Source organism: Martelella mangrovi (assembly GCF_040545495.1).
Classification (GTDB): Bacteria; Pseudomonadota; Alphaproteobacteria; order Rhizobiales; family Rhizobiaceae; genus Martelella; species Martelella mangrovi.
The window spans coordinates 322,204-340,660 of record NZ_JBEPLY010000002.1 but is presented as its reverse complement, the minus strand read 5'-3'; the positions used below and the strand labels follow the sequence as shown (position 1 = coordinate 340,660).

General features: G+C 60.8%; 13 protein-coding genes. 5 read left to right on the top strand and 8 right to left on the bottom strand.

Features of this window, described 5'->3' with window-relative positions:
• Positions 1-357 precede the first annotated feature (357 nt).
• Positions 358-1,560: a M20 aminoacylase family protein gene (locus ABID12_RS03910; RefSeq protein WP_354433179.1), complete on the top strand. Its 1,203-nt coding sequence runs from the start codon at positions 358-360 to the stop codon at positions 1,558-1,560.
• 30 nt (positions 1,561-1,590) lie between these two features.
• Here the strand turns inward: ABID12_RS03910 and ABID12_RS03905 are convergent, their stop codons facing one another.
• The 8 genes from ABID12_RS03905 to pglB all read right to left on the bottom strand — a co-directional run bounded on the left by ABID12_RS03905 (position 1,591) and on the right by pglB (position 10,707).
• Positions 1,591-3,336, bottom strand: a complete 1,746-nt coding sequence (locus ABID12_RS03905; protein ID WP_354433178.1) for an adenine deaminase — start codon at positions 3,334-3,336, stop codon at positions 1,591-1,593.
• Complete coding sequence (locus tag ABID12_RS03900; protein WP_354433177.1) at positions 3,333-4,256, bottom strand: nucleoside hydrolase; 924 nt, start codon at positions 4,254-4,256, stop codon at positions 3,333-3,335. The genes ABID12_RS03905 and ABID12_RS03900 overlap by 4 nt, the downstream gene beginning before the upstream one ends.
• A 9-nt stretch (positions 4,257-4,265) precedes the next feature.
• Entirely contained in the window at positions 4,266-5,288 is a 1,023-nt protein-coding gene (locus ABID12_RS03895) for an ABC transporter ATP-binding protein (RefSeq protein ID WP_354433176.1), read from the bottom strand.
• Positions 5,281-6,060 carry an ABC transporter permease gene (locus ABID12_RS03890; RefSeq protein WP_106303464.1) on the bottom strand — a complete coding sequence of 260 codons (780 nt, stop codon included), beginning with the start codon at positions 6,058-6,060 and terminating at the stop codon, positions 5,281-5,283. The genes ABID12_RS03895 and ABID12_RS03890 overlap by 8 nt, the downstream gene beginning before the upstream one ends.
• Positions 6,057-6,884 carry an ABC transporter permease gene (locus ABID12_RS03885; RefSeq protein ID WP_354433175.1) on the bottom strand — a complete coding sequence of 276 codons (828 nt, stop codon included), beginning with the start codon at positions 6,882-6,884 and terminating at the stop codon, positions 6,057-6,059. Before ABID12_RS03885 ends, ABID12_RS03890 begins: the two co-directional genes overlap by 4 nt.
• Before the next feature lie 250 nt (positions 6,885-7,134).
• On the bottom strand, positions 7,135-8,160 hold the full coding sequence (locus ABID12_RS03880; protein ID WP_106303455.1) for an ABC transporter substrate-binding protein: 1,026 nt from the start codon (positions 8,158-8,160) through the stop codon (positions 7,135-7,137).
• Positions 8,157-9,209, bottom strand: coding sequence for a LacI family DNA-binding transcriptional regulator (locus ABID12_RS03875; RefSeq protein WP_354433174.1), 1,053 nt, complete (start codon positions 9,207-9,209; stop codon positions 8,157-8,159). The genes ABID12_RS03880 and ABID12_RS03875 overlap by 4 nt, the downstream gene beginning before the upstream one ends.
• Before the next feature lie 160 nt (positions 9,210-9,369).
• A complete protein-coding gene (gene pglB / locus ABID12_RS03870) occupies positions 9,370-10,707 on the bottom strand; it encodes a polygalacturonase PglB (RefSeq protein WP_354433173.1) in 1,338 nt (445 codons plus the stop codon).
• Positions 10,708-10,894: 187 nt separating this feature from the next.
• On the opposite strand from pglB, the gene ABID12_RS03865 reads away from it, so the two are divergent.
• The 4 genes from ABID12_RS03865 to ABID12_RS03850 all read left to right on the top strand — a co-directional run bounded on the left by ABID12_RS03865 (position 10,895) and on the right by ABID12_RS03850 (position 18,360).
• A complete protein-coding gene (locus ABID12_RS03865) occupies positions 10,895-13,996 on the top strand; it encodes an alpha-mannosidase (RefSeq protein WP_354433172.1) in 3,102 nt (1,033 codons plus the stop codon).
• Positions 13,997-13,998: 2 nt separating this feature from the next.
• The gene (locus ABID12_RS03860; RefSeq protein ID WP_354433171.1) at positions 13,999-15,219 is read left to right on the top strand and encodes a CehA/McbA family metallohydrolase; all 1,221 of its coding nucleotides are present in this window, start codon (positions 13,999-14,001) and stop codon (positions 15,217-15,219) included.
• A 5-nt stretch (positions 15,220-15,224) separates the two neighbouring features.
• On the top strand, positions 15,225-16,280 hold the full coding sequence (locus ABID12_RS03855) for a LacI family DNA-binding transcriptional regulator (protein ID WP_354433170.1): 1,056 nt from the start codon (positions 15,225-15,227) through the stop codon (positions 16,278-16,280).
• Positions 16,281-16,476: 196 nt separating this feature from the next.
• Positions 16,477-18,360 carry an ABC transporter substrate-binding protein gene (locus tag ABID12_RS03850; protein ID WP_354433169.1) on the top strand — a complete coding sequence of 628 codons (1,884 nt, stop codon included), beginning with the start codon at positions 16,477-16,479 and terminating at the stop codon, positions 18,358-18,360.
• Positions 18,361-18,457: the final 97 nt, after the last annotated feature.

The following is an 18,457-nucleotide window of genomic DNA, read 5'->3' as shown; positions in this document are numbered from 1 at the left end:
CAGATTGTTCAAATGTTCATGTCATCATCAACTGCGTTTCGGAACGAAGGCCTGTTCTTACTGCTTCCGTCCGACCCCTTTGTATAACCGGAAGCCTTTCTGGATTGTCGTTGTTCTGATTGTTATTCTTGTCGTGCTCAAGCTGGCGGGGGTCGATTACGATCAGGCTCTGCTGTCGGCAATCGAGCCTGGAAATGGCCCGCAATAAGTCCTGACAATCCGGCGATTGCGATGAACCTTGTGGTTCTGATTGCGCCTGGCCGTGTGCTCTTGGAAAATCGGTGATAATAAGGTGCCGGATCAAACCGGACACTCCAGTCCGGTCGCCACATCTTGCGACTGAAAGGCCTGAATTTCATGAATGCGCACCGTAATTCTGTCGAAGCCGTGACGACAGCGATCTGCGAGGATCTTGCATTCTGGACAGAGCTTCGCCGCGACCTGCATGCCCATCCCGAACTTGGCTTTGAAGAAGAACGTACCAGCGATATTGTTGCGAAATTGCTGACCGAAGACGGGATCGCTGTCCATCGCGGGCTTGGCGGAACCGGTGTTGTCGGTACGCTGAGGGCAGGGGACGGCAATCGTGCGATCGGCCTGCGTGCGGACATGGATGCGCTCGCCATGCCGGAAACGGCGGATCGCCCCTATAAAAGCAAAACGCCGGGAAAGATGCATGCCTGCGGGCATGACGGACACACGGTCATGCTGCTGGCGGCTGCGCGCTGTCTGGCGCGCTCGAAGAGTTTTTCCGGAACGGTGCATTTCATTTTCCAGCCTGCCGAAGAAGGGCGGGGCGGCGCGAAAAAAATGGTCGAAGACGGGCTCTTCGAACAGTTCCCCTGTGATGCGGTCTACGGGCTGCACAATATGCCGGGTCTTGGCGTTGACGAGATGGCGGTGGTCGAGGGGCCTCAACTTGCCTCGTCCGACAGCTGGCTCGTAACCTTCAGGGGTACAGGCACGCATGGTGCCAAGCCGCATCTCGGGCGTGATCCGGTCACGGCTGCCGGTCATTTCATCGCGTCGCTGCAGACCATTGTCGGGCGTGTGGTCGATCCGCTTCAGCCCGCCGTTGTCTCTGCCTGTTCGCTTCAGGCCGGCGATCCGAAGGCGCTCAATGTGATTCCGGATATCGTTGAAATCGGCGGAACGGCGCGGGCCTATTCCGCCGAAATCCGTGACCAGCTCGAGACCGAAATCGGCCGGCTGGCGCAGGGCATGGCCACATCATTCGGTATTGAAGCCGACTACCGGTTCATCCGCCGCATACCGCCGGTGATCAACGCGGCGGAACCGACGCAGACCGCCCTGAAGGCAGCCGGAAACGTGTTCGGTGAAAAGCTGCGCACTGCCTTTCCGCCTTCGACGGCAGGCGACGACTTTGCCTTTTTCGGCAATGAAGTGCCGGGATGCTATGTCTGGCTCGGCAATGGACCCGCCATCGATGGCGCGCTCCACCACAACACGGCCTACGATTTCAACGACGACGCCATCGCCTATGGCGCCGCCTACTGGGTGCGCCTTGCCGAAACGGAACTGCCGGCCAATGCGGTGTGATGGATGCCGGGCGATTGATCGCCCGACACTCTAATCGATAATCCTGAGCACCGGGCTTTCCAGCACGGTTCCGGCTTCCACATCGGCAATGCCCATATCGGTCTGGTGCGGACCGGAATTGCAGGCGAGCGTTGCGCCGACCAGCGCCTTGAAGGTCAGATAGGGCGGTTCCCAGTCGGCAATCGTTCCGGCAGCAGCGCGCACCGCTTCAAAGTCGCGGGCGACGGTTTCCAGCGGTGCATCCGAAATCAGGCCGAGAAGCGGAAGCGCCAGAAGTGCTTTCAGTTCGCCACCGGCCACAACGGCCATGCCGCCACCGCTTTCGATCAGTGCATTGGCTGCGATGGCCATGTCATGCGGGTCCTGCCCGAAAACCGTCAGATTGTGGCTGTCATGGGAGACGGTGGTGGCAAAGGCGCCGCGCCATTGTCCCCAGCCGCGCAGGAAGCCGGTTTTGGGAATAGCCGGGGCCTTGCCGTGGCGGTGGATAACGCTGATCAGGCTCACATCATCCGGCGGGACGACGGTGCCGTCGCGGACAAAGGCTTCGGCCTTGCCCCAGCGCGTGAAACGCGGCTGATCGATTGTGGCGATTTCTACCCGGTTGCCGTGGGATCTCACCCGAAAATCATCCGGCGACAGGGCTTCGGCCTTCATCGATTTTCGCAGCGCGTCCGCCGGATAGTCGGCGATCTCTGCCAGCATCCTGCCGGATGAGGCAACGAGCCTGCCATCTGCGATAACGTGACGTGCGGAAAAGCGCTCCATATCCTCGAATACGGCGATATTGGCCCGGCGACCGGCGGCAATAAGGCCGAGATCATCGCGCCTGAGCCGTTGTGCAGCATTCAGCGTTGCTGCCTGCAATGCCTGTACTGGCGGCAGGCCGAGTTCGACAAGCGTGCGGATCAGGGCATCCAGACCGCCTTTTTCAAGCAGGTCGTCGGGGAATACGTCATCGGTGCACAGCGTCAGTGTCTGCGGCCAGATGGCGAGCGATTTCAGCGCCTCGACAAAGCCGGGCAGCAGATAGGGGTGCGAACCCCGCAGCTCGATGGTCAGTCCGGCACGCAGCTTTTCCAGCAGGTCATCGCCGGAGGTCAGTTCATGATCGGAGGAAACGCCCGCCGTCATGAAGGCTGCAAGCCTGTCGCCGGAAAGTCCGCGCGCATGGCCGAAGACCGGCTTTTGCGCAGCAAGCCCGGCGCTGACAATGCCGCTCATGCGCGGGTCGCCGGAAATGACACCCTCCATATTCATGACCTCGGCGATGCCGCCGATTTCCGGTCTGGCGAGCAGTTCGGTCATGATATCGGGGCCGAAATCGGCGCCGGCGCGTTCCAGGCCAGGCGCGGAGGGCACGCAGGACGGGGCCAGAACGATGGCTTCCAGCGGCAGGTCGCGGCTTGCCGCGATTGCCCAGTCGACGGCATCGAGGCCGGCAACATTGGCCAGTTCGTGCGGGTCCCAGACGATGGTCGTCACGCCGCGTGCAAGCATGGCCCGGGCATAGGTTGCCGGTGTCACCATCGAGCTTTCGATATGCATGTGCATATCGATAAGCCCCGGAGAAACGAATGCCCCCGCTGCGTCGAGATGCTGCTTGGCATCGGTGCGGCTGCCGGGGGGCAACACGGCTGCAATGAGAGAACCGGAGATGCCGATATCGGCCTTTCTGAGTTCGCCGGTTGCAACATCGGCCAGCGTGCCGCCTGAAATCAGCAGGTCGAACGGGCGATCGCCGCGCGCGGCGGCTACTGCTTTTTCACGGCTCATCGGCCTGCCTCCGCCAGAAGGGCCGGCAGGATGGCATCATGCGCCGCCTTCACATCGACATCGGTCAGAATCGCGGCGTTGAACTCTGCCTTGTGGGGGCGGGTTTCAACCACGCTGCGCCCGCGCGTCAGCTGTCCTGCCGTTTCGAAAGCAAGGTGCACCTCTTGCCGGGTGACCCATTCTGGATGGCAGAAGGCGACCGCTGCCGCCGGATCGAAAAACGCCATTTCCGTTCGTCCACGCTTGCGGGCGATATCCACAAAGCCCTCGGTCAGGTCGGCAAGCAATGCCGCGTTGCGGCCGGTCTTGCCGCGCAAGGCGGCGACATCGTCCATGTTTATGGTGATCTTCCGGCAGAAATCGAGATCCGCCATGACGAAGGGCACACTGCGCGAAAGCACGATGGCTGCGGCTTCCGGGTCGGCCAGCGCATTGAATTCCGCAGATGCGGTATGATTGCCCAGCGTCACGCCGCCGCCCATCCACACGATTTCGGTGATCCTTGCGGCAAGGTCCGGCCGCGCGAGGCAAAGCGCAGCGATATTGGTGAGCGGGCCAAGCGCCAGAATGCGCTTTTCCCCGTCATCCCGTTCGAGCCAGCGGCAAAGGGCCGCAAATGCCGGAAGGTCGGACGGGAGCGTCGCGTCCGGCAGGCGCATGCCCGCCGTTGGCATGCCGGTCTCGCTGAGAATCGCGGTTGCCGTTTCCGCTGTTCCCATCACCGCCCGGTCGGCGCCGGAATGGACCGGAAACGTCCAGCCGAAAGCGCTGACCGCCCCGGCGGCATTGCGCTCGACCTGTCCCAGCGGCGCATTGCCGAAGGTCAGCGATACGCCGTCAATCGCTTGCCCGCTTGCTGCAACGGTGAGGATTGCGGCGATATCGTCAAACCCCATATCGGTGTCGATCCAGATACCCATGGTTCTGGCCTAGCGCTTCAGCACAACGGCGTCTTCGATGTTCAGATCGAAGGCCAGTTCGGTATCGAGCGGATGGGCGGGCAGGGCGGCATCGACATCGGCCTTGATCTGGCCGAAAGGCGTCGCCAGCACATATTCACGCATCTGCCCGACAAAGGCCGCACCAATAACCGTGCCGGTGAACGGGCCTTCACCGAGACGCACCAGCTGCGGGCGCCAGGCAAGCCCGTTTGCGCCTTCGGGAATGGGCGCGTCGAGACTGAAGGCCTCGCCCTTGCCGTGCAGCTTGCCGTTCTTGACCGAGAAGATGTTTTCAAAGCCGACGAAGTCCGCCACGAAGGCGGATTCCGGCCGGTTATAGATGTCCTCCGGCGTGCCAAGCTGCTCGATGGCGCCATCCTGCATGACAACGATGCGGTCGGCCAGCGACAACGCTTCGGCCTGGTCGTGGGTGACGAACACCATGGTCAGGTTGTTTTCCTTCTGGACCCTTTGCAGTTCGGTCCGCATTTCAAGGCGCAGGCGGGCATCGAGATTGGAAAGCGGTTCGTCGAGAAGCAGCACTTTCGGGTCCATCACCAGCGAGCGGGCGAGCGCCACGCGCTGCTGCTGGCCGCCGGAGAGGTCGGCGGGCCGGCGGTCGGCGTAATCGCCAAGGCCGACAGCCGAAAGACCTGAATTGACGCGCTCGGCCAGAGCATTGCCGCGCATGCCCTTCAGCTTCAGCCCGAAAGCGACATTCTCGAAGACCGAAAGATGCGGAAACAGTGCATAGGACTGGAACATCAGTCCGACCTCGCGCCTGTTCGGCGGCACATGGGTGACATCGCGGCCATCGAGAACGATCTCGCCGCCCGATGGCGTCATCAGCCCGGCGATGGCACGCATGGTGGTGGTCTTGCCGCAGCCCGAAGGCCCCAGAAGCGCAATCAGTTCGCCCTTTGCGATTTCAAGGTTCAGCCGGTCGACGACGGTGTTCTTGCCGTAGGCAAGCGACAGGTTTTTCAACGAGAGGAGGGAGTGTTCAGACATAGCGGGTAAAGCCCAGAAAACGCTCGGCGACAAACACGATGCCGATCGAGAGGAAAGCGAGAAGTGCGGCAAGTGCTGCAACGGAGGGGTCGTAGGTGGTTTCCATATAGCCGATCATGTCGATCGGGAGTGTGCGCACGCCCGGACCGGACAGGAACAGCGAAACCGGAACCTGATTGAAACTGGTGACGAAGCCGAGAATGAACGCCGACAGCACGCCGCCGCGGATATTGGGCAAGACGACGCGGAAAAATGCGCCGGCACGGCTGGCGCCCAGCAGGATTGCAGCTTCTTCGATGTCGGAGCGCAGATTGTTGAGGCTGGCGGACACGACCCGCACCGCATAGGGCAGGATCAGCGCGGTATGCGCCACGAACAGCGCCAGCGTGATCGACAGCGACAGCGGCACGACGAAATAGCGCAGCAGGGCAAGACCGACGATGATGCCCGGCACGATGATCGGCGAGGAGACGATCAGCCGCACGGTTTCCGCACCCGGAACCTTGTAGCGCGACATCGCGTAGGATGCCGGAATCCCGAGCAGGAGTGCCGCCAGCGTGCCGAAAATCGCCAGAAACATCGACATGGCGAAGCTGTCGCGGAAACTCTCGACGGAAAAGACCTTGAAGACCCATTTCAGCGACAGGCCCGGTGGCGGGAAGGCCAGGTTATTGCCGGAGGAAAGCCCCGCCATGACGATGACGATGAAGGGGCCGATCAGGAACACCAGCGTCAGCGCCAGCGGCAGGAAGGTGAAAAAACGCGATCTCATTTGCCACCTCGTGCCGAAGCGATTTTCTTGAGCAGGAAATTGGCCGAGAAGGCCATGGCCATCAGGATGAAGGCGATGACGCTGGCCGAAACCAGATCATTGGCAACGGTGACACGCTGATAAAGCAGCGTTTCCAGCATCAGAACCTTGGAACCGCCGAGAATGGCGGGCGTGATATAGGCGGTCATCGAGCCGGTGAAAACCAGCGTGCCACCGATGATCAGCCCCTCGCGGGTGAGCGGCAGGATCACCTTCCAGAACACCTGAAACCAGTTGGCGCCGAGAACCCGGGCGGCGGGAACGGCATCGCGCGGCATGTTTTCAAGCGCCGATATCAGCGCGATGATCATCAGCGGCAGGAACAGTTGCAGAAGGCCGATGGTCACCGCCGTTTCGGTGAAGAGAAAGCGGATCGGTTCGTCGGAAAGCCCCATGCCGACCAGGGCCTTGTTGATGATGCCGGTGCGACCGAGCAGCACGATCCAGGCATAGGTGCGCGCGACCGGCGAAATCATCAGCGGCAGGACGATGAGGCCGATCATCCGGCCCTTGCTTTTCTCCGGCAGGCTGACGATCGCATAGGCCGTGGCATAACCAATGACGGCGGCGATTACGGTCACCAGCGCCCCGAGCCTCAGCGTTCTGAAAAACACTGTCCGGTTCAGCGATTTTGAAAAGAAGTCGGCATAGGCCGACAGCGTCCACTGACCGTCGATGTGAATGCCCTGCGTCAGCAGGACGATCACCGGCACCAGAAACACCACTCCGGCAAACAGCGCGGCAGGCAGAACCAGCGCCATGGCCTCAACGCGGCTTTGAAACATAAGGTTGCTTTCTCTCTATCAGACGGTACGGGGCAGAGCGGGTGCGGTCAGGTTGCTGAAAAAGCGCCCGTTCCTTCTTGTGTCATGCTCGGGCTTGACCCGAGCATCCATGGACACCGTTTTATGGACCCTCGGGTCAAGCCCGAGGGTGACGCAGGAGGAGGGAACCAGTATCAACAACCCGACGGCGCTTCTGCCGCCATAGCTGTGGCAGACCCGGATGAAGCGGGTCTGCCGGTTTCCGCCAATCTTACTGGCCGACCTTCTCGTTCCACTGTTCCAGCCACATGTCGCGGTTGTCGAGCAGGGTTTCGGATGACAGAAGGTGCAGGTTGTCGGCGGTTTCAGCGCCATATGTGATGTTGTTGGCGACTTCGTCGGACACCACGACCTCCTTGTTGGCGGGGCTGTCCACCAGCTTTTCGGCAAGCTTCGTCTGGACATCGGTCGACAGCCAGAAATCCATGAACTGCATGGCAAGGTCTTCATTGCCGCTGTCCTTGGTCATGACCATGACATTGAGGCCGCCGGTCTGGCCTTCCTTCGGCATTGCCCATTCAATCGGGAAACCCATGTCGGTGAAGCGGCCCCAGGCAAAACGACCGATGGGAGCTGCCCAGATTTCCTCCTGCTGCATCAGCTGCGCGAGCTGGGAGGAACGGACATAGAAGGTGACGAAATCATCGCGATGTTCGGCAACCGCATCGATCGGCGCCGTCAGATCGGGAGCGTCATTGCCGATGGCCTTTCCGAGCATGTAAAGCGACGGCGGACCCTGGTTGGTGGTGACGTTCGGGAATGCGACGCGACCGGAAAGTTCCGGGCTCAGCAGGTCTTCCCAGCTGTCGATCGACACCTTGTCTGAACGGTAGGCAATCGAAGTGGCGTAGAATGTGTAGCCGACGCTCTTGCTGTCGCCGTTCGGGTCCTTGGCTATATCGTAGAGCTTGTCGTAGTTGGAGAGCTTGGAATAATCGATATCGGCGATCAGGCCGGCGCGCGATGCCGAAAGCGCATCGGCCATGGACATGACGGCCATATCGACGACGGGGCTTTCCTTGTTGGCCTCCATCTTGGCCAGCCGCTCGACGCTGTTGCCGGTTTCGACAACGATGTTGCAATCGCAGATTTCCTCGAAGGGATCGTAGACGATTTCCTTGAATTCGTCCTGCGCGAAGGCATAGACGGAAATCGTCAGTGTCTTGTCTGCCGCCGAAGCGGTGCCGGTGGACAGGGCGACAGCGGCAAGAGCTGTCGAAAAGAACAGTTTCTTCATGATTTCAGTTCTCCTTCTGAAGGTATTTGAAAGAGGGGATTTTCCCCTTCTTCTTGAGGTGCCGGCCCGGTGGACCGGCGGGCAGCGAGGGTCATGGGCACGCGGTCAGGACTGGCGCGCACCGTCTGGTCGGGAGAGGTTGAGCCGGCTTCAATGGCCTGCTTCAGCGCGTTGATGGCGATGCCGGCGACGGCCGGCATATCCATGCGCACTGTTGTCAGAGCGGGAATAACGGCGCTTGCGAACATCAGGTCATCGAAGCCGGAAACCGAGGCCATGGCGGGCACCGTGATGCCGGCATTCTGCAGGTGGGTCAAAACCCTGAGCGCCTGCAAATCGGAGACGGTGACGAAAGCCGTGAAGCCGGCCCTGTACCAGGAGAGCGGATCGAATGCCGATGCCGAAGGCAACGACAGGCTGTCCAGCCACACCTGCTCTGTCGTGACATCTGCAAGGGCGGCGCGCGCACCACCGAGGCGGTCATTCTGAACGATGGAATCACGGTTGTTGCCGATCAGCAGAACCTTGCGGTGGCCAAGCTTTTGAAGATGCTCTCCGATCAGCCAGCCGCCGCCCCAGTGATCGGCCGAAACGGTATTGCCCGGCGTGGAGGGCGAATCGATCATGGCCACGGGGCAGCCGATATTGGCAACGCGCGTGCCGCGGCGGGGAACGACGATCATGCCGTCAACGCCCCGGTCTCTGAGATGCCGGATGGCCTCAGTCTGCGCCTTGATGCTGCCGCGTGAATCCGCAATCAGCACGCCAAATCCGGCATCGGTCGCCGCATTTTCGATGGCCTGTGCGATCTGCGGGAACAGCGGATTGCCGATATCGGGCAGGACGAGTCCGATAACGCCGGTCATGCCGGTGCGCAGCGCCCGTGCCGAAACGCTTGGAACATAGCCAAGCTCCTCGGCGGTCTGCTTGATGCGCTTCGCCAGTTCGGCCGACACCCGCCCCTTGCCCGAGAGCGCATTGGACACGGTGGCCGTGGAAATATCCAGGCGGTCAGCGATCTCGGTCAGTTTCGGCGGGCGCTGCTTCATGCGTACGATGAATGATTAAACGATTAAGCAAACATGACGAAAAAAAGGCCGCGTGTCGAGTCTCGCATCCGATTTTTGGCGGGAAAACTGAACGGGCGGCCGTCAGGCGGAGTATGGACGCCCTTGAGCCGAATGATCACGGAGCGGATGAAACACCGCCTTACTGCTCCGGACTGTCGACGATGAGCATGGACCTGTCATTAAAGCCGGGTGGCAGGGGAACGGGGCGTTCAATGGTGACATTGTCGCAGGTCAGGCCGGCGATGTTGCGGGCAAACAGGACCGGCATGCCGCCGGGATAGTCGACAAGGCCGATAACGCGGCCATCGGGGCCCTTGCGCCATGCATTGGCGCGCCCGGCTTCATCCGGCGCGGTTTCAAGATCGGCGGGTGTCGGCCTGAGGTCGTAGGCCCGTGCTGTTCCGAAAACCCCCGGCGCCTGGCGCAGGGAGACATTTCTGATGGTTACATTTTCGATGCCGCCTTCGCATTCCGCATAGAGGTTGATCGCCCCTTCCATCGTGCCGGTGATGTTTTCCGCGACGATATCGCTGATCTTTCCGGCCGGACGGGTCTCGGGCCGCCGGTCGATACTGTTGATCGTCAGTGCCTCGCCCGAGCCCCAGAATCCGGCGGGCGTTTCGCGGCATTCCAGCCGGATATTTGAAAAGCGGACATGTTCAACCGTTCCGCCGTCGCGCGAAAATATGCCGAGCCCGCGATTGGAATCGATGATGTCGCAGTCTTCGAACGTCAGTTCGCGGAACGCGCCGAAACTCTCCGTGCCGACTTTCAGCGCACAGGAGCGCGACAGGACCCTGCATGCGGTAACCGTCACCCGTTCGCAGGTTCCCGCAATGCGGCCGTCATCGCGGAGCGAGGTCTTGAGCACGATGCCGTCATCGGCGGTGGATATGTCACACTCGGCAATGCGCACATCGCGGCATGCGTCGATGACGATGCCGTCGGTATTGGGCATGCGCCGGTCATTGTCCACGCGCACGGCGTGGACCGAGACATGCGTGCAGTTGACGAAATGCAGCGTCCACATCGGAGAATTTGTGACCGTGATGCCGGAGAGGCTGACATCACTGCAGCCGTCGAGGACCAGCAGGCGGGGTCTGAACCGTGCCGGAATGCGTGTACCCATTTCGGCATCGTCGCCGGTGACGAATGCTGCGCTGTCGGCCATGATGCGGCCTTGGCCGGTCAGCGCGATCCGGCTTGCGCCGGACGCCGAGATCATCGCCCGGTCGCTTTCTTCGGCGAACACAAAAACGCGGCCATAGCTGTCGTAATCGGCATCGAAACAGAGTTCGGCGTTCTTTTCGAGCCGCAGTTCCACATCGGAGCGCAGCACAAGGCCCGCGCTTTTATGCCGGCCGGTCTCCAGAATGACACGGACCGGCCCGGTGGCAGCGGTGTCGATTGCCTGCTGGATGCGGGCCGTTGCCGGTGTCGTTTCCGCCGGAATCCGTATTTCGCGCAGTTTCGGCATTCTGTTCCTCCAATAAAATTATTTTTATAATGCCTCTGCGGCAGTTATTTCGATCTCCGTATCGATCTCTAAATCTAGCCTGAAAAAATGCAATTTGTCCAATTGCGACGATTGAGAAATATTCGGTTTTCTTTAAGATAGAATAGAAAAAATTTCATGATTGCGTAAATCGGCCGTTCGGGAGGGGATGCTGGCAGAATTTTCGAAGATCGCGCATCTCGTGGCGTTGCTGGGGGAGCGCATATTCACGGCCACCCGGATAACCGTCGATTTTCGGTTCAGCGAGGGGCCGCCGGAAAAGCGCGACCACATGCTTGCCGGGCCATGGCCTGACTGGACGGACGTCGCTGCCGATACGGTCTGGGGCGCGCCGCAAAGCTATTTCTGGTTTGCCGGTCGTGTCACCGTGCCGGAAGAGCTTGAGGGCAGGCGGATATGCCTCGGTGTCGAGGCGATGTTCGGCCGGGTCATGGGGCGTTCGGACCCGCAATGTCTGGTCAGGGTCAATGGCGAGATCGTCCAGGCGGCCGATTATAACCATCGCGAAATCCTGCTGACTGCGGCCGCGCGGGCGGGCGCGGTTTTCGATATCATGATCGAGGCCGGTACGATCGAGGATCGCCGGCAGCTTGGTTTTGGCGGGCGTCTTCTTGTGCATGATCTCGCGGTGGAGGCGCTCTACTACGACCTGCGCGCGCCGCTTGATGTGGCCGAACATCTCGGTGTCAACGATCACCGCCGTGATTTCATTCTCAAGACGGTTCATGACGCGGTGAACGCGGTCGATTTCCGGCCGGGAAACCCGGAGCGCTTTTCCGCCAGTCTCGACAGGGCGCGTAACATCGCAGACCGGATCTATGCCGCTGCGGATACCGAAATCGCCCCGCATGTCACGGTCACGGGCCATACCCATATCGATGTCGCCTGGCTCTGGCGCATCCGCGAGACGCGGCAGAAAATGGCGCGCTCGATGGCCACGGCGCTGCATTTGATGCGCGAATATCCCGAATACCGCTTCATGTATAATCAGGGCCTGTTGCTTGATTATCTGGAGCAGGATTATCCGGCGCTGTTTGCCGGCATTCGCGCGCAGCACAAGGCCGGCCGGTTCGAGATCGAGGGCGCGCTCTGGCTGGAGCCGGATGCCAATATCACGGGTGGGGAGGCGCTGGTGCGCCACGTGCTGCGCGGCGTTCGCTATCATGAGCAGAAATTCGGGGTGCGCCCGCGTATTCTCTGGCTGCCGGATACGTTCGGTTACAGCGCGGCCATTCCGCAGATCATGAAGCTTGCCGGGCTTTCGGTGTTCGTGACCCACAAGATGTCGTGGAACGATACCAACCGCATGCCGAATGAAACCTTCTTCTGGCAGGGGATCGACGGCACGCAGGCACCGACCTATTTCCTGACCACGCAGTCTGCCGACAGTGCCTCGATCAACACCACCTATTGCCCGGACCTGAAGGCGAGCCATGTGATGGGCGCCTGGCGGCGCTATGCACAGAAACAGACCAATGACGAATTGTTTCTGGTCTACGGTTTCGGGGATGGCGGCGGCGGGCCGACGCGGGAGATGCTGGAGCATATCCGCCGCATGGAACGCGGCATTCCCGGCTGCCCGAGAGTGTCGCAGGGTTTCATGGCCCCCGTGCTTGAGCGTATCGTTGGGCGCATGCATGCAACGCCATCCGATTACCCCGTCTGGGTGGGAGAGCTTTATCTCGAGTTTCACCGCGGCACCTTCACCTCCGTTGCCAGGGCAAAGCGCGACAATCGGCGGGCAGAGGCCATGCTGCGCGAGCTTGAGACGCTGGCTGTGCTGTGCTGGCGCTCCGGCAGCGCGGATTATCCGTCCGATGAGCTTGCGGCTTTGTGGGATATCGCGCTGTTGAACCAGTTTCACGATATCCTGCCGGGTTCGTCGATAGGGCTCGTTTATGACGACAGCGCCGAGGATTATGCGACCTTTTTCGCGCATGCAGAACTGCTGCGCAAAAGGCTTGCCGGCACGCTTGCCGGAAAAGGCGAGATGCTCGCGGTCAACCCGTTTGCCCGGCCGCGCGGCGGGCTTGCTGTTCTCGATGCCGATGGGCCGGTCGAACTTGCCGGCCGCGCTTCACAGACGGTGGTGTCTGCCGATGGCGCGCGCCGGCAGGCGGTGCCGGTTGATCCCGTTCCGGGGCTTGGCGCATGCCCGCTTGCATTGCGCTCTGCCGAGTCTGTGGCCTGTGGCCCGACGTCTCTCCATGTGTCGCCGGGGCTTCTGGAAAACGATCACGTGCGTGTCGCATTCGATGCAAAAGGGCGGCTTTCATCTTTTGTCGACAAGGCAACAGCCCGCGAATGCCTGAAAACCGGCTGCGGAAACCGGCTTCAGGCGTTTCGTGATCTTCCCGCGCAGTATGATGCCTGGGATATCGACAGCAATTTCGAAGATCAGGTGTTTGAAATCGATGACCTCGTCAGCGCCGCGGTGGCGGAGGCCGGGCCTTACCGTGCGGCACTGCGCCTGGAGTGGGCCTATGAAAGCTCCCGTATTGTCCAGATTGTCTCGCTTGAGGCCGAAAGCGCGGTCCTGACATTCGATACGTTCATCGACTGGCATGAACACAATACGCTGGTAAAGGCAGCCTTTCCCCTTGCCGTGCGCACGGCCGAGGTCGAGGCCGAGATCCAGTTCGGCCATGTCGCCCGGCCGACCCATGCCAATACCAGCTGGGATCAGGCGCGGTTTGAAAGCCCGATGCATCGCTGGGTTTCGCTGTCGGAGCCCGGCTTCGGCGTCGCCTTTCTCAATGATTGCAAATATGGCTATGACGCCCGTGACACGACGGTGCGGCTGACGCTGCTGCGCTCCCCGACCTATCCGTGGCCTGAGGCCGATCAGGGCGAGCACCGCTTCCGCTATGGCATGATGCCTCATCACGGCATTGACGGTTCGGCAGTCTCGATGGCGGCGGAAGCCTTCAATCATCCATTCAACCTGATCGAAGGCGAAGGGCATCCCGGTTCTTCCGATCCGGTTGCGCCCGTGACTGTCGATAATGCCGCAATTGCGATCGACGCTGTCAAACGTGCCGAAGATGGCGACGGTCTGGTGCTGCGGCTCTGGGAGCGTCACGGTGCCTGGCAGGCGGTCAGGCTCGAATTTGCCGACGATATCGTTGCGGTGGCGGAGACTGATCTGCTGGAAGAGGCAGGAGAGGCGCTTGCTCTGCAGGAGCGGGCTGTCATCCTCAACTTCGCGCCGTTTGAAATCAAGACGCTGAGACTGAGAGGGAGGCACTGACCTTGGAAGTTTTCACGCACCGGATCACCGATTTTCCCGGTGGCGATAAATCCTTTATCGAGGTTCCTTTCGATGTCGGGTCAGACATTGAGCGTATCGAGGTTTCCTATGTGTTTCCGACGGGCGCAGAGGGCAGCGTCATCGATATCGGCCTTGCCCATGAAGGGCGGATCCGTGGCTGGACCGGTGCCGAATACGGGCACATCTTTGTGGCTGAAGACCATGCCGCGCCCGGTTACAAGGCCGGTCCGCTTGACGGTCGCTGGCATGTCGTGCTTGGCATTGTCCGGGTCGGACCGCAATGCTGGGTCGATCTGTCGATCCGGCTGGTGCCGCGCCGTGCCCGCTGGCTTGCCGGCGAACTGCACAGTCATACCGAACATTCCGACGGCGGTGTTCTGGCTGGTGAGGCGGTTCATCGCGCACGCATGTCCGGCTGCGATTTCGTGGCGCTGACCGACCATAACACCACCGCGCAGAACCGGGTGAAGCCGGATAATCCCGGCATTCTGGTGATCGATGCCATGGAGCTGACAAGCTATTGGGGGCATACGAATTTTCTCGGGCTTGCCGATCCGGTGGATGACTGGCGGTGTTACACACCGGAAGACGTGCCGATGAAGATGGCCGAGGCGCGTGAGAAGGGGGCGACGATTGTCGTCAACCATCCGTTTCAGGCCTCTGCCGGCGGGCGCTGGCAGTGCGGGATCGATGTGCCGCTTCATGCACTGGAAATCTGGAATGGGAACTGGGCGCAACACAATGTCGAGGCGGTGGCCTTCTGGCAGGAGCAGCTTGCTGCCGGAAAACGGCTTGCCTGCACCGGTGGCAGCGATTTCCACCTGAAGAACCGACGCCGCCATGGTCGCCCCGCCAACCGGCTTCATGTGGCGACGCGCTCTGTCGCCGGCATTCTGGAGGCCGTGCGTGCGGGCGCCAATGTCGTCACGTCGGCTCCGGATGAAACCATGGTGTTCCCGCTTGACAATACGCCGATGTTTGGCGCTTCCGGCCGGAGCGGGCAGGCCGTCGGTCTCGGTTTCGAAGGTCTTGCCAGGGGCGATGAAATCCGGTTGATTTCCCGGGCAGGCGTGATCCGGATAATAGAGGCGGAAAGCGAGATACAGGTTGTCGAGGCACCTCTTGATGGCGGCTTCCTGCGCACGGAAGTCTGGCGCGGGGATGTCCCGTGCCTTTTCAGCAATCCGATCTATGTGGACTGACGACGATGGCCAAGGGCGAAAAGGTCGGCATGCGCGAGGTTTCCGAACGCGCAGGTGTGGCGATTTCAACGGTGTCGCATGTGCTGAATGGCACGGCGCCGATCTCGGAAGAAGTGCGCGCGCGCGTGCTCGATGCCGCCCGCGAGCTTGGCTATCTGGCGCGGCGTTCGGCGCGGGCTTCGGTCAATGCCGTCAACAAGGTTCTGCTTGCCGTGCCCGAAGATGCACTGCCCGACAGCGACGTCAATCTGGTTTCCTGGACAATCCTCAATGCGCTGACCCGCGATTGCGAGGCGCGCGGCGTGCGCCTCGTGCCCCATACGCTCGGCCGGGATGATCCGGTCGGGGCCGTGGATGCGGCCGCGCGGGCGGCGAAAGTGGATGGCATCATCGTCATCAATGACGACCGCAGTGCGCTTCTCGACACGATTGGCCGTTCCGGCATGCCAGCCGTGCTGATCAATGGCGAGGACCCGAACATGCACATCGACAGCGTGACCCCGGGGAACCGGTTTGCCGCGCTGAAGGCCGCCAAGCTGATGATGGACAAGGGGCATTTACGGATCATTCACCTGACATGGACCGGCCGCAAGACCGTGGAGCGTCGCCTCGACGGATTTCTCGATGCCTTTCGCGAGCGCGGCCTGCCGCTCGAGGATGCCATTATCGTCCCGGCGGCGGGTTTCGAGCCGCAGCACGGGGATGAGGCGCTGTCGACCTGGCTGGCGGCGCATCCGGATCTCGGCGGGGCAACCGCGCTTTTCTGTGCCGCCGACAATCTTGCCTTCGGGGCCATGCGCGCGCTCAAACGTGCGGGATACCGTGTGCCGGAGGATATTTCGGTCATGGGGTTCGACGGCGTGGCGCTCGGGGAGCTGCACAGCCCGCCGCTGACCACCGTTTCCGTTCCGCTCGAACAGTTCGGCCGGTCTGCGCTTGACCTTCTGGAGGCGCGCGCCAACAGCGGCGCGATGCCGCGTGCCGCCCACCGTCTTGAGCTTGGCTGCGATATCGTTCTGCGGGACAGTGTTGCCGCAGTCGATCCGAAGGTGTTCAAATAAATAGATAAAATTTTTTTCATGATTTGAAATGGAACGTGTTCCATGTTTCTGGAATTTTTTTATTGCTAAGGCCGGGGTACGCCTGCTAAAAAGAGACCGGAATTGATGTAAAGTTCGGTGATTGGGAGTTCTCCGTACTGTTCAATCTTTTGATGGGAGGGAATTTATGAAAAATTTTTTATTATCGGGTCCGCTGATGCTGACCCTTCTTGCGGGAACGGCTCTTCCGCAGGCAGCCTTTGCCTTTCAGGAAGCGCCAATGCTGAAGGCCCAGGTGGATGCCGGCGAGCTGCCGCCTGTCGACGAGCGTCTTCCTGTCGAACCGTCCGTGGTCGATGCCGTTGAAGTCGGCCAGTATGGCGGCGTATGGCACCGCGCCTATCGCGGCCCGGGCGACCGCTGGGGGCCGACCAAGCTGCTTGAGGAGCGCGTGCTGAAATATGTGCCCGACGCCGAGGGCAATATCTCGCTGGTTCCCGCCTATATCGAGAGCTATTCGGTCAATGAGGATTCCACCGAATTCACCTTCACGTTGCTTGACGGGCTGAAATGGTCCGATGGCGAGCCGGTCACAACCGAAGATGTCGAATTCTGGTACAAGGACGTTTTTCTGAACAAGGCGCTGACGCCGACGATCGATCCGACCTTCGCGCCGGGCGGCGAGCCGATGAAGCTCGAGGTCAAGGATGATCGCACCTTCACCGTCAGCTTTGCTCAACCTTATGTCTATTTCCTGAACATTCTGGCGAAGGATTCGACCGGCGAGCCTAGCCTCGACCGCCCGTCCTTCCTGTTTCCAAAGCATTATCTGAGCCAGTACAACGATCACTATGCGAACGAGGATGACCTTGCCAGGGCGGCAGAGGAATTCGGCGTTCAGCGCTGGAGCGATCTGTGGGGCTCCAAGGGGCCGGTCACCTCGTGGTGGCAGAACCCGGATCTGCCGGTCATCACCGCCTGGAAGATCGAAACGCCGGCCCCCGGCAATGTCGTTACCATGGTGCGCAATCCCTATTACTGGGCCGTCGACCAAGACGGCAATCAGCTGCCCTATATCGACCGGATCGAGCACCGCCTGTTTGAGGCCGCGGACGCATTCAATCTGATGATCGTCCAGGGGCAGATCGACATGCAGATGCGCTACGTCAATTCGAGTGACTTCACCTTCTTCAAGGAAAACGAGGACAAGGGCGGCTATCACGTTGCTACCGGAAAATCGGCCAATGTCTGGTCCTTCGTTCCAAACCTGAACACGACGGATGAACAGCTGAACACGCTTTTCAACAACAGGGATTTCCGTCATGCGCTGTCGGTCGGCATTGACCGGGAAACGATCAATGAGCTCGGCTTTGCAGGCCTTGGCGAGGCGCGTTCCGTTTCGCCGGTCTCGGGGTCGCCCTATTTCAATGCCGACTGGGAAACACACTGGGCAGAGTATGATCCGGACCTTGCTGATGAGCTTCTGGACGGGCTCGGCCTGACCGAGCGCGACGACAGCGATTTTCGCCTTTTGCCCAACGGCCAGCGCCTGCAGATCGTGGTGGAAGCCTATCAGGATTATGCCGCGCCGATTCTTGAAGTTGCGGCCGATTACTACAGCGATATCGGTATCGAACTGCTGCCGCGCATCATTGACCGCACCCAGTGGGACGACAATCGCGACAACAATAATTTCCAGCTTCAGTACACGCCGGTCGACCGCCTTTCGGTGGTTTCCGCCGATCCCCGCAACATGATGGGCAATGACGGCTACGCACAGCAATATTACGCCTGGTACGAAACCGGCGGGGAAAGCGGCATTGAGCCGCCGGCCGATGATCCGATCCGCTCGATCTGGGCCGACTGGGAAAAGGCGTCGGTTGCCAGCTCCGTCGAGGAAGCGGATGCCGCTCTCAATGACCTGATCGGTACATTCGTCGAGGAGGGCTATGTCATCGGCCTGGTCGGCGAAGAAAAAGCTCCGATGATCGTGAAGAACGACTTCATGAACGTTCGAGACGGTCTCATTCAGGACGATGTCACGCGTGGCATTGGTTTTGGTCAGACCCAGCAGTTCTGGATCGACCAGAGCCAGCAGTAACCGAAAGACGAAGCTCCCTCCCGAGCAAGGGTTCCGCGATCATGCGGAGCCGGCCGGCCGCCCGTTTGGTCACGGGCGGCCGGTGGGTGGCAGTGCG

Coding starts and splice junctions, on each gene's coding strand:
- ABID12_RS03910 (WP_354433179.1), top strand. CDS start 358: ATGAATGCGCACCGTAATTCTGTCGAAGCCGTGACGACAGCGATCTGC.
- ABID12_RS03895 (WP_354433176.1), bottom strand. CDS start 5,288: ATGTCTGAACACTCCCTCCTCTCGTTGAAAAACCTGTCGCTTGCCTAC.
- ABID12_RS03875 (WP_354433174.1), bottom strand. CDS start 9,209: ATGAAGCAGCGCCCGCCGAAACTGACCGAGATCGCTGACCGCCTGGAT.
- ABID12_RS03900 (WP_354433177.1), bottom strand. CDS start 4,256: ATGGGTATCTGGATCGACACCGATATGGGGTTTGACGATATCGCCGCA.
- ABID12_RS03880 (WP_106303455.1), bottom strand. CDS start 8,160: ATGAAGAAACTGTTCTTTTCGACAGCTCTTGCCGCTGTCGCCCTGTCC.
- pglB (WP_354433173.1), bottom strand. CDS start 10,707: ATGCCGAAACTGCGCGAAATACGGATTCCGGCGGAAACGACACCGGCA.
- ABID12_RS03905 (WP_354433178.1), bottom strand. CDS start 3,336: ATGAGCCGTGAAAAAGCAGTAGCCGCCGCGCGCGGCGATCGCCCGTTC.
- ABID12_RS03885 (WP_354433175.1), bottom strand. CDS start 6,884: ATGTTTCAAAGCCGCGTTGAGGCCATGGCGCTGGTTCTGCCTGCCGCG.
- ABID12_RS03855 (WP_354433170.1), top strand. CDS start 15,225: ATGGCCAAGGGCGAAAAGGTCGGCATGCGCGAGGTTTCCGAACGCGCA.
- ABID12_RS03865 (WP_354433172.1), top strand. CDS start 10,895: ATGCTGGCAGAATTTTCGAAGATCGCGCATCTCGTGGCGTTGCTGGGG.
- ABID12_RS03850 (WP_354433169.1), top strand. CDS start 16,477: ATGCTGACCCTTCTTGCGGGAACGGCTCTTCCGCAGGCAGCCTTTGCC.
- ABID12_RS03890 (WP_106303464.1), bottom strand. CDS start 6,060: ATGAGATCGCGTTTTTTCACCTTCCTGCCGCTGGCGCTGACGCTGGTG.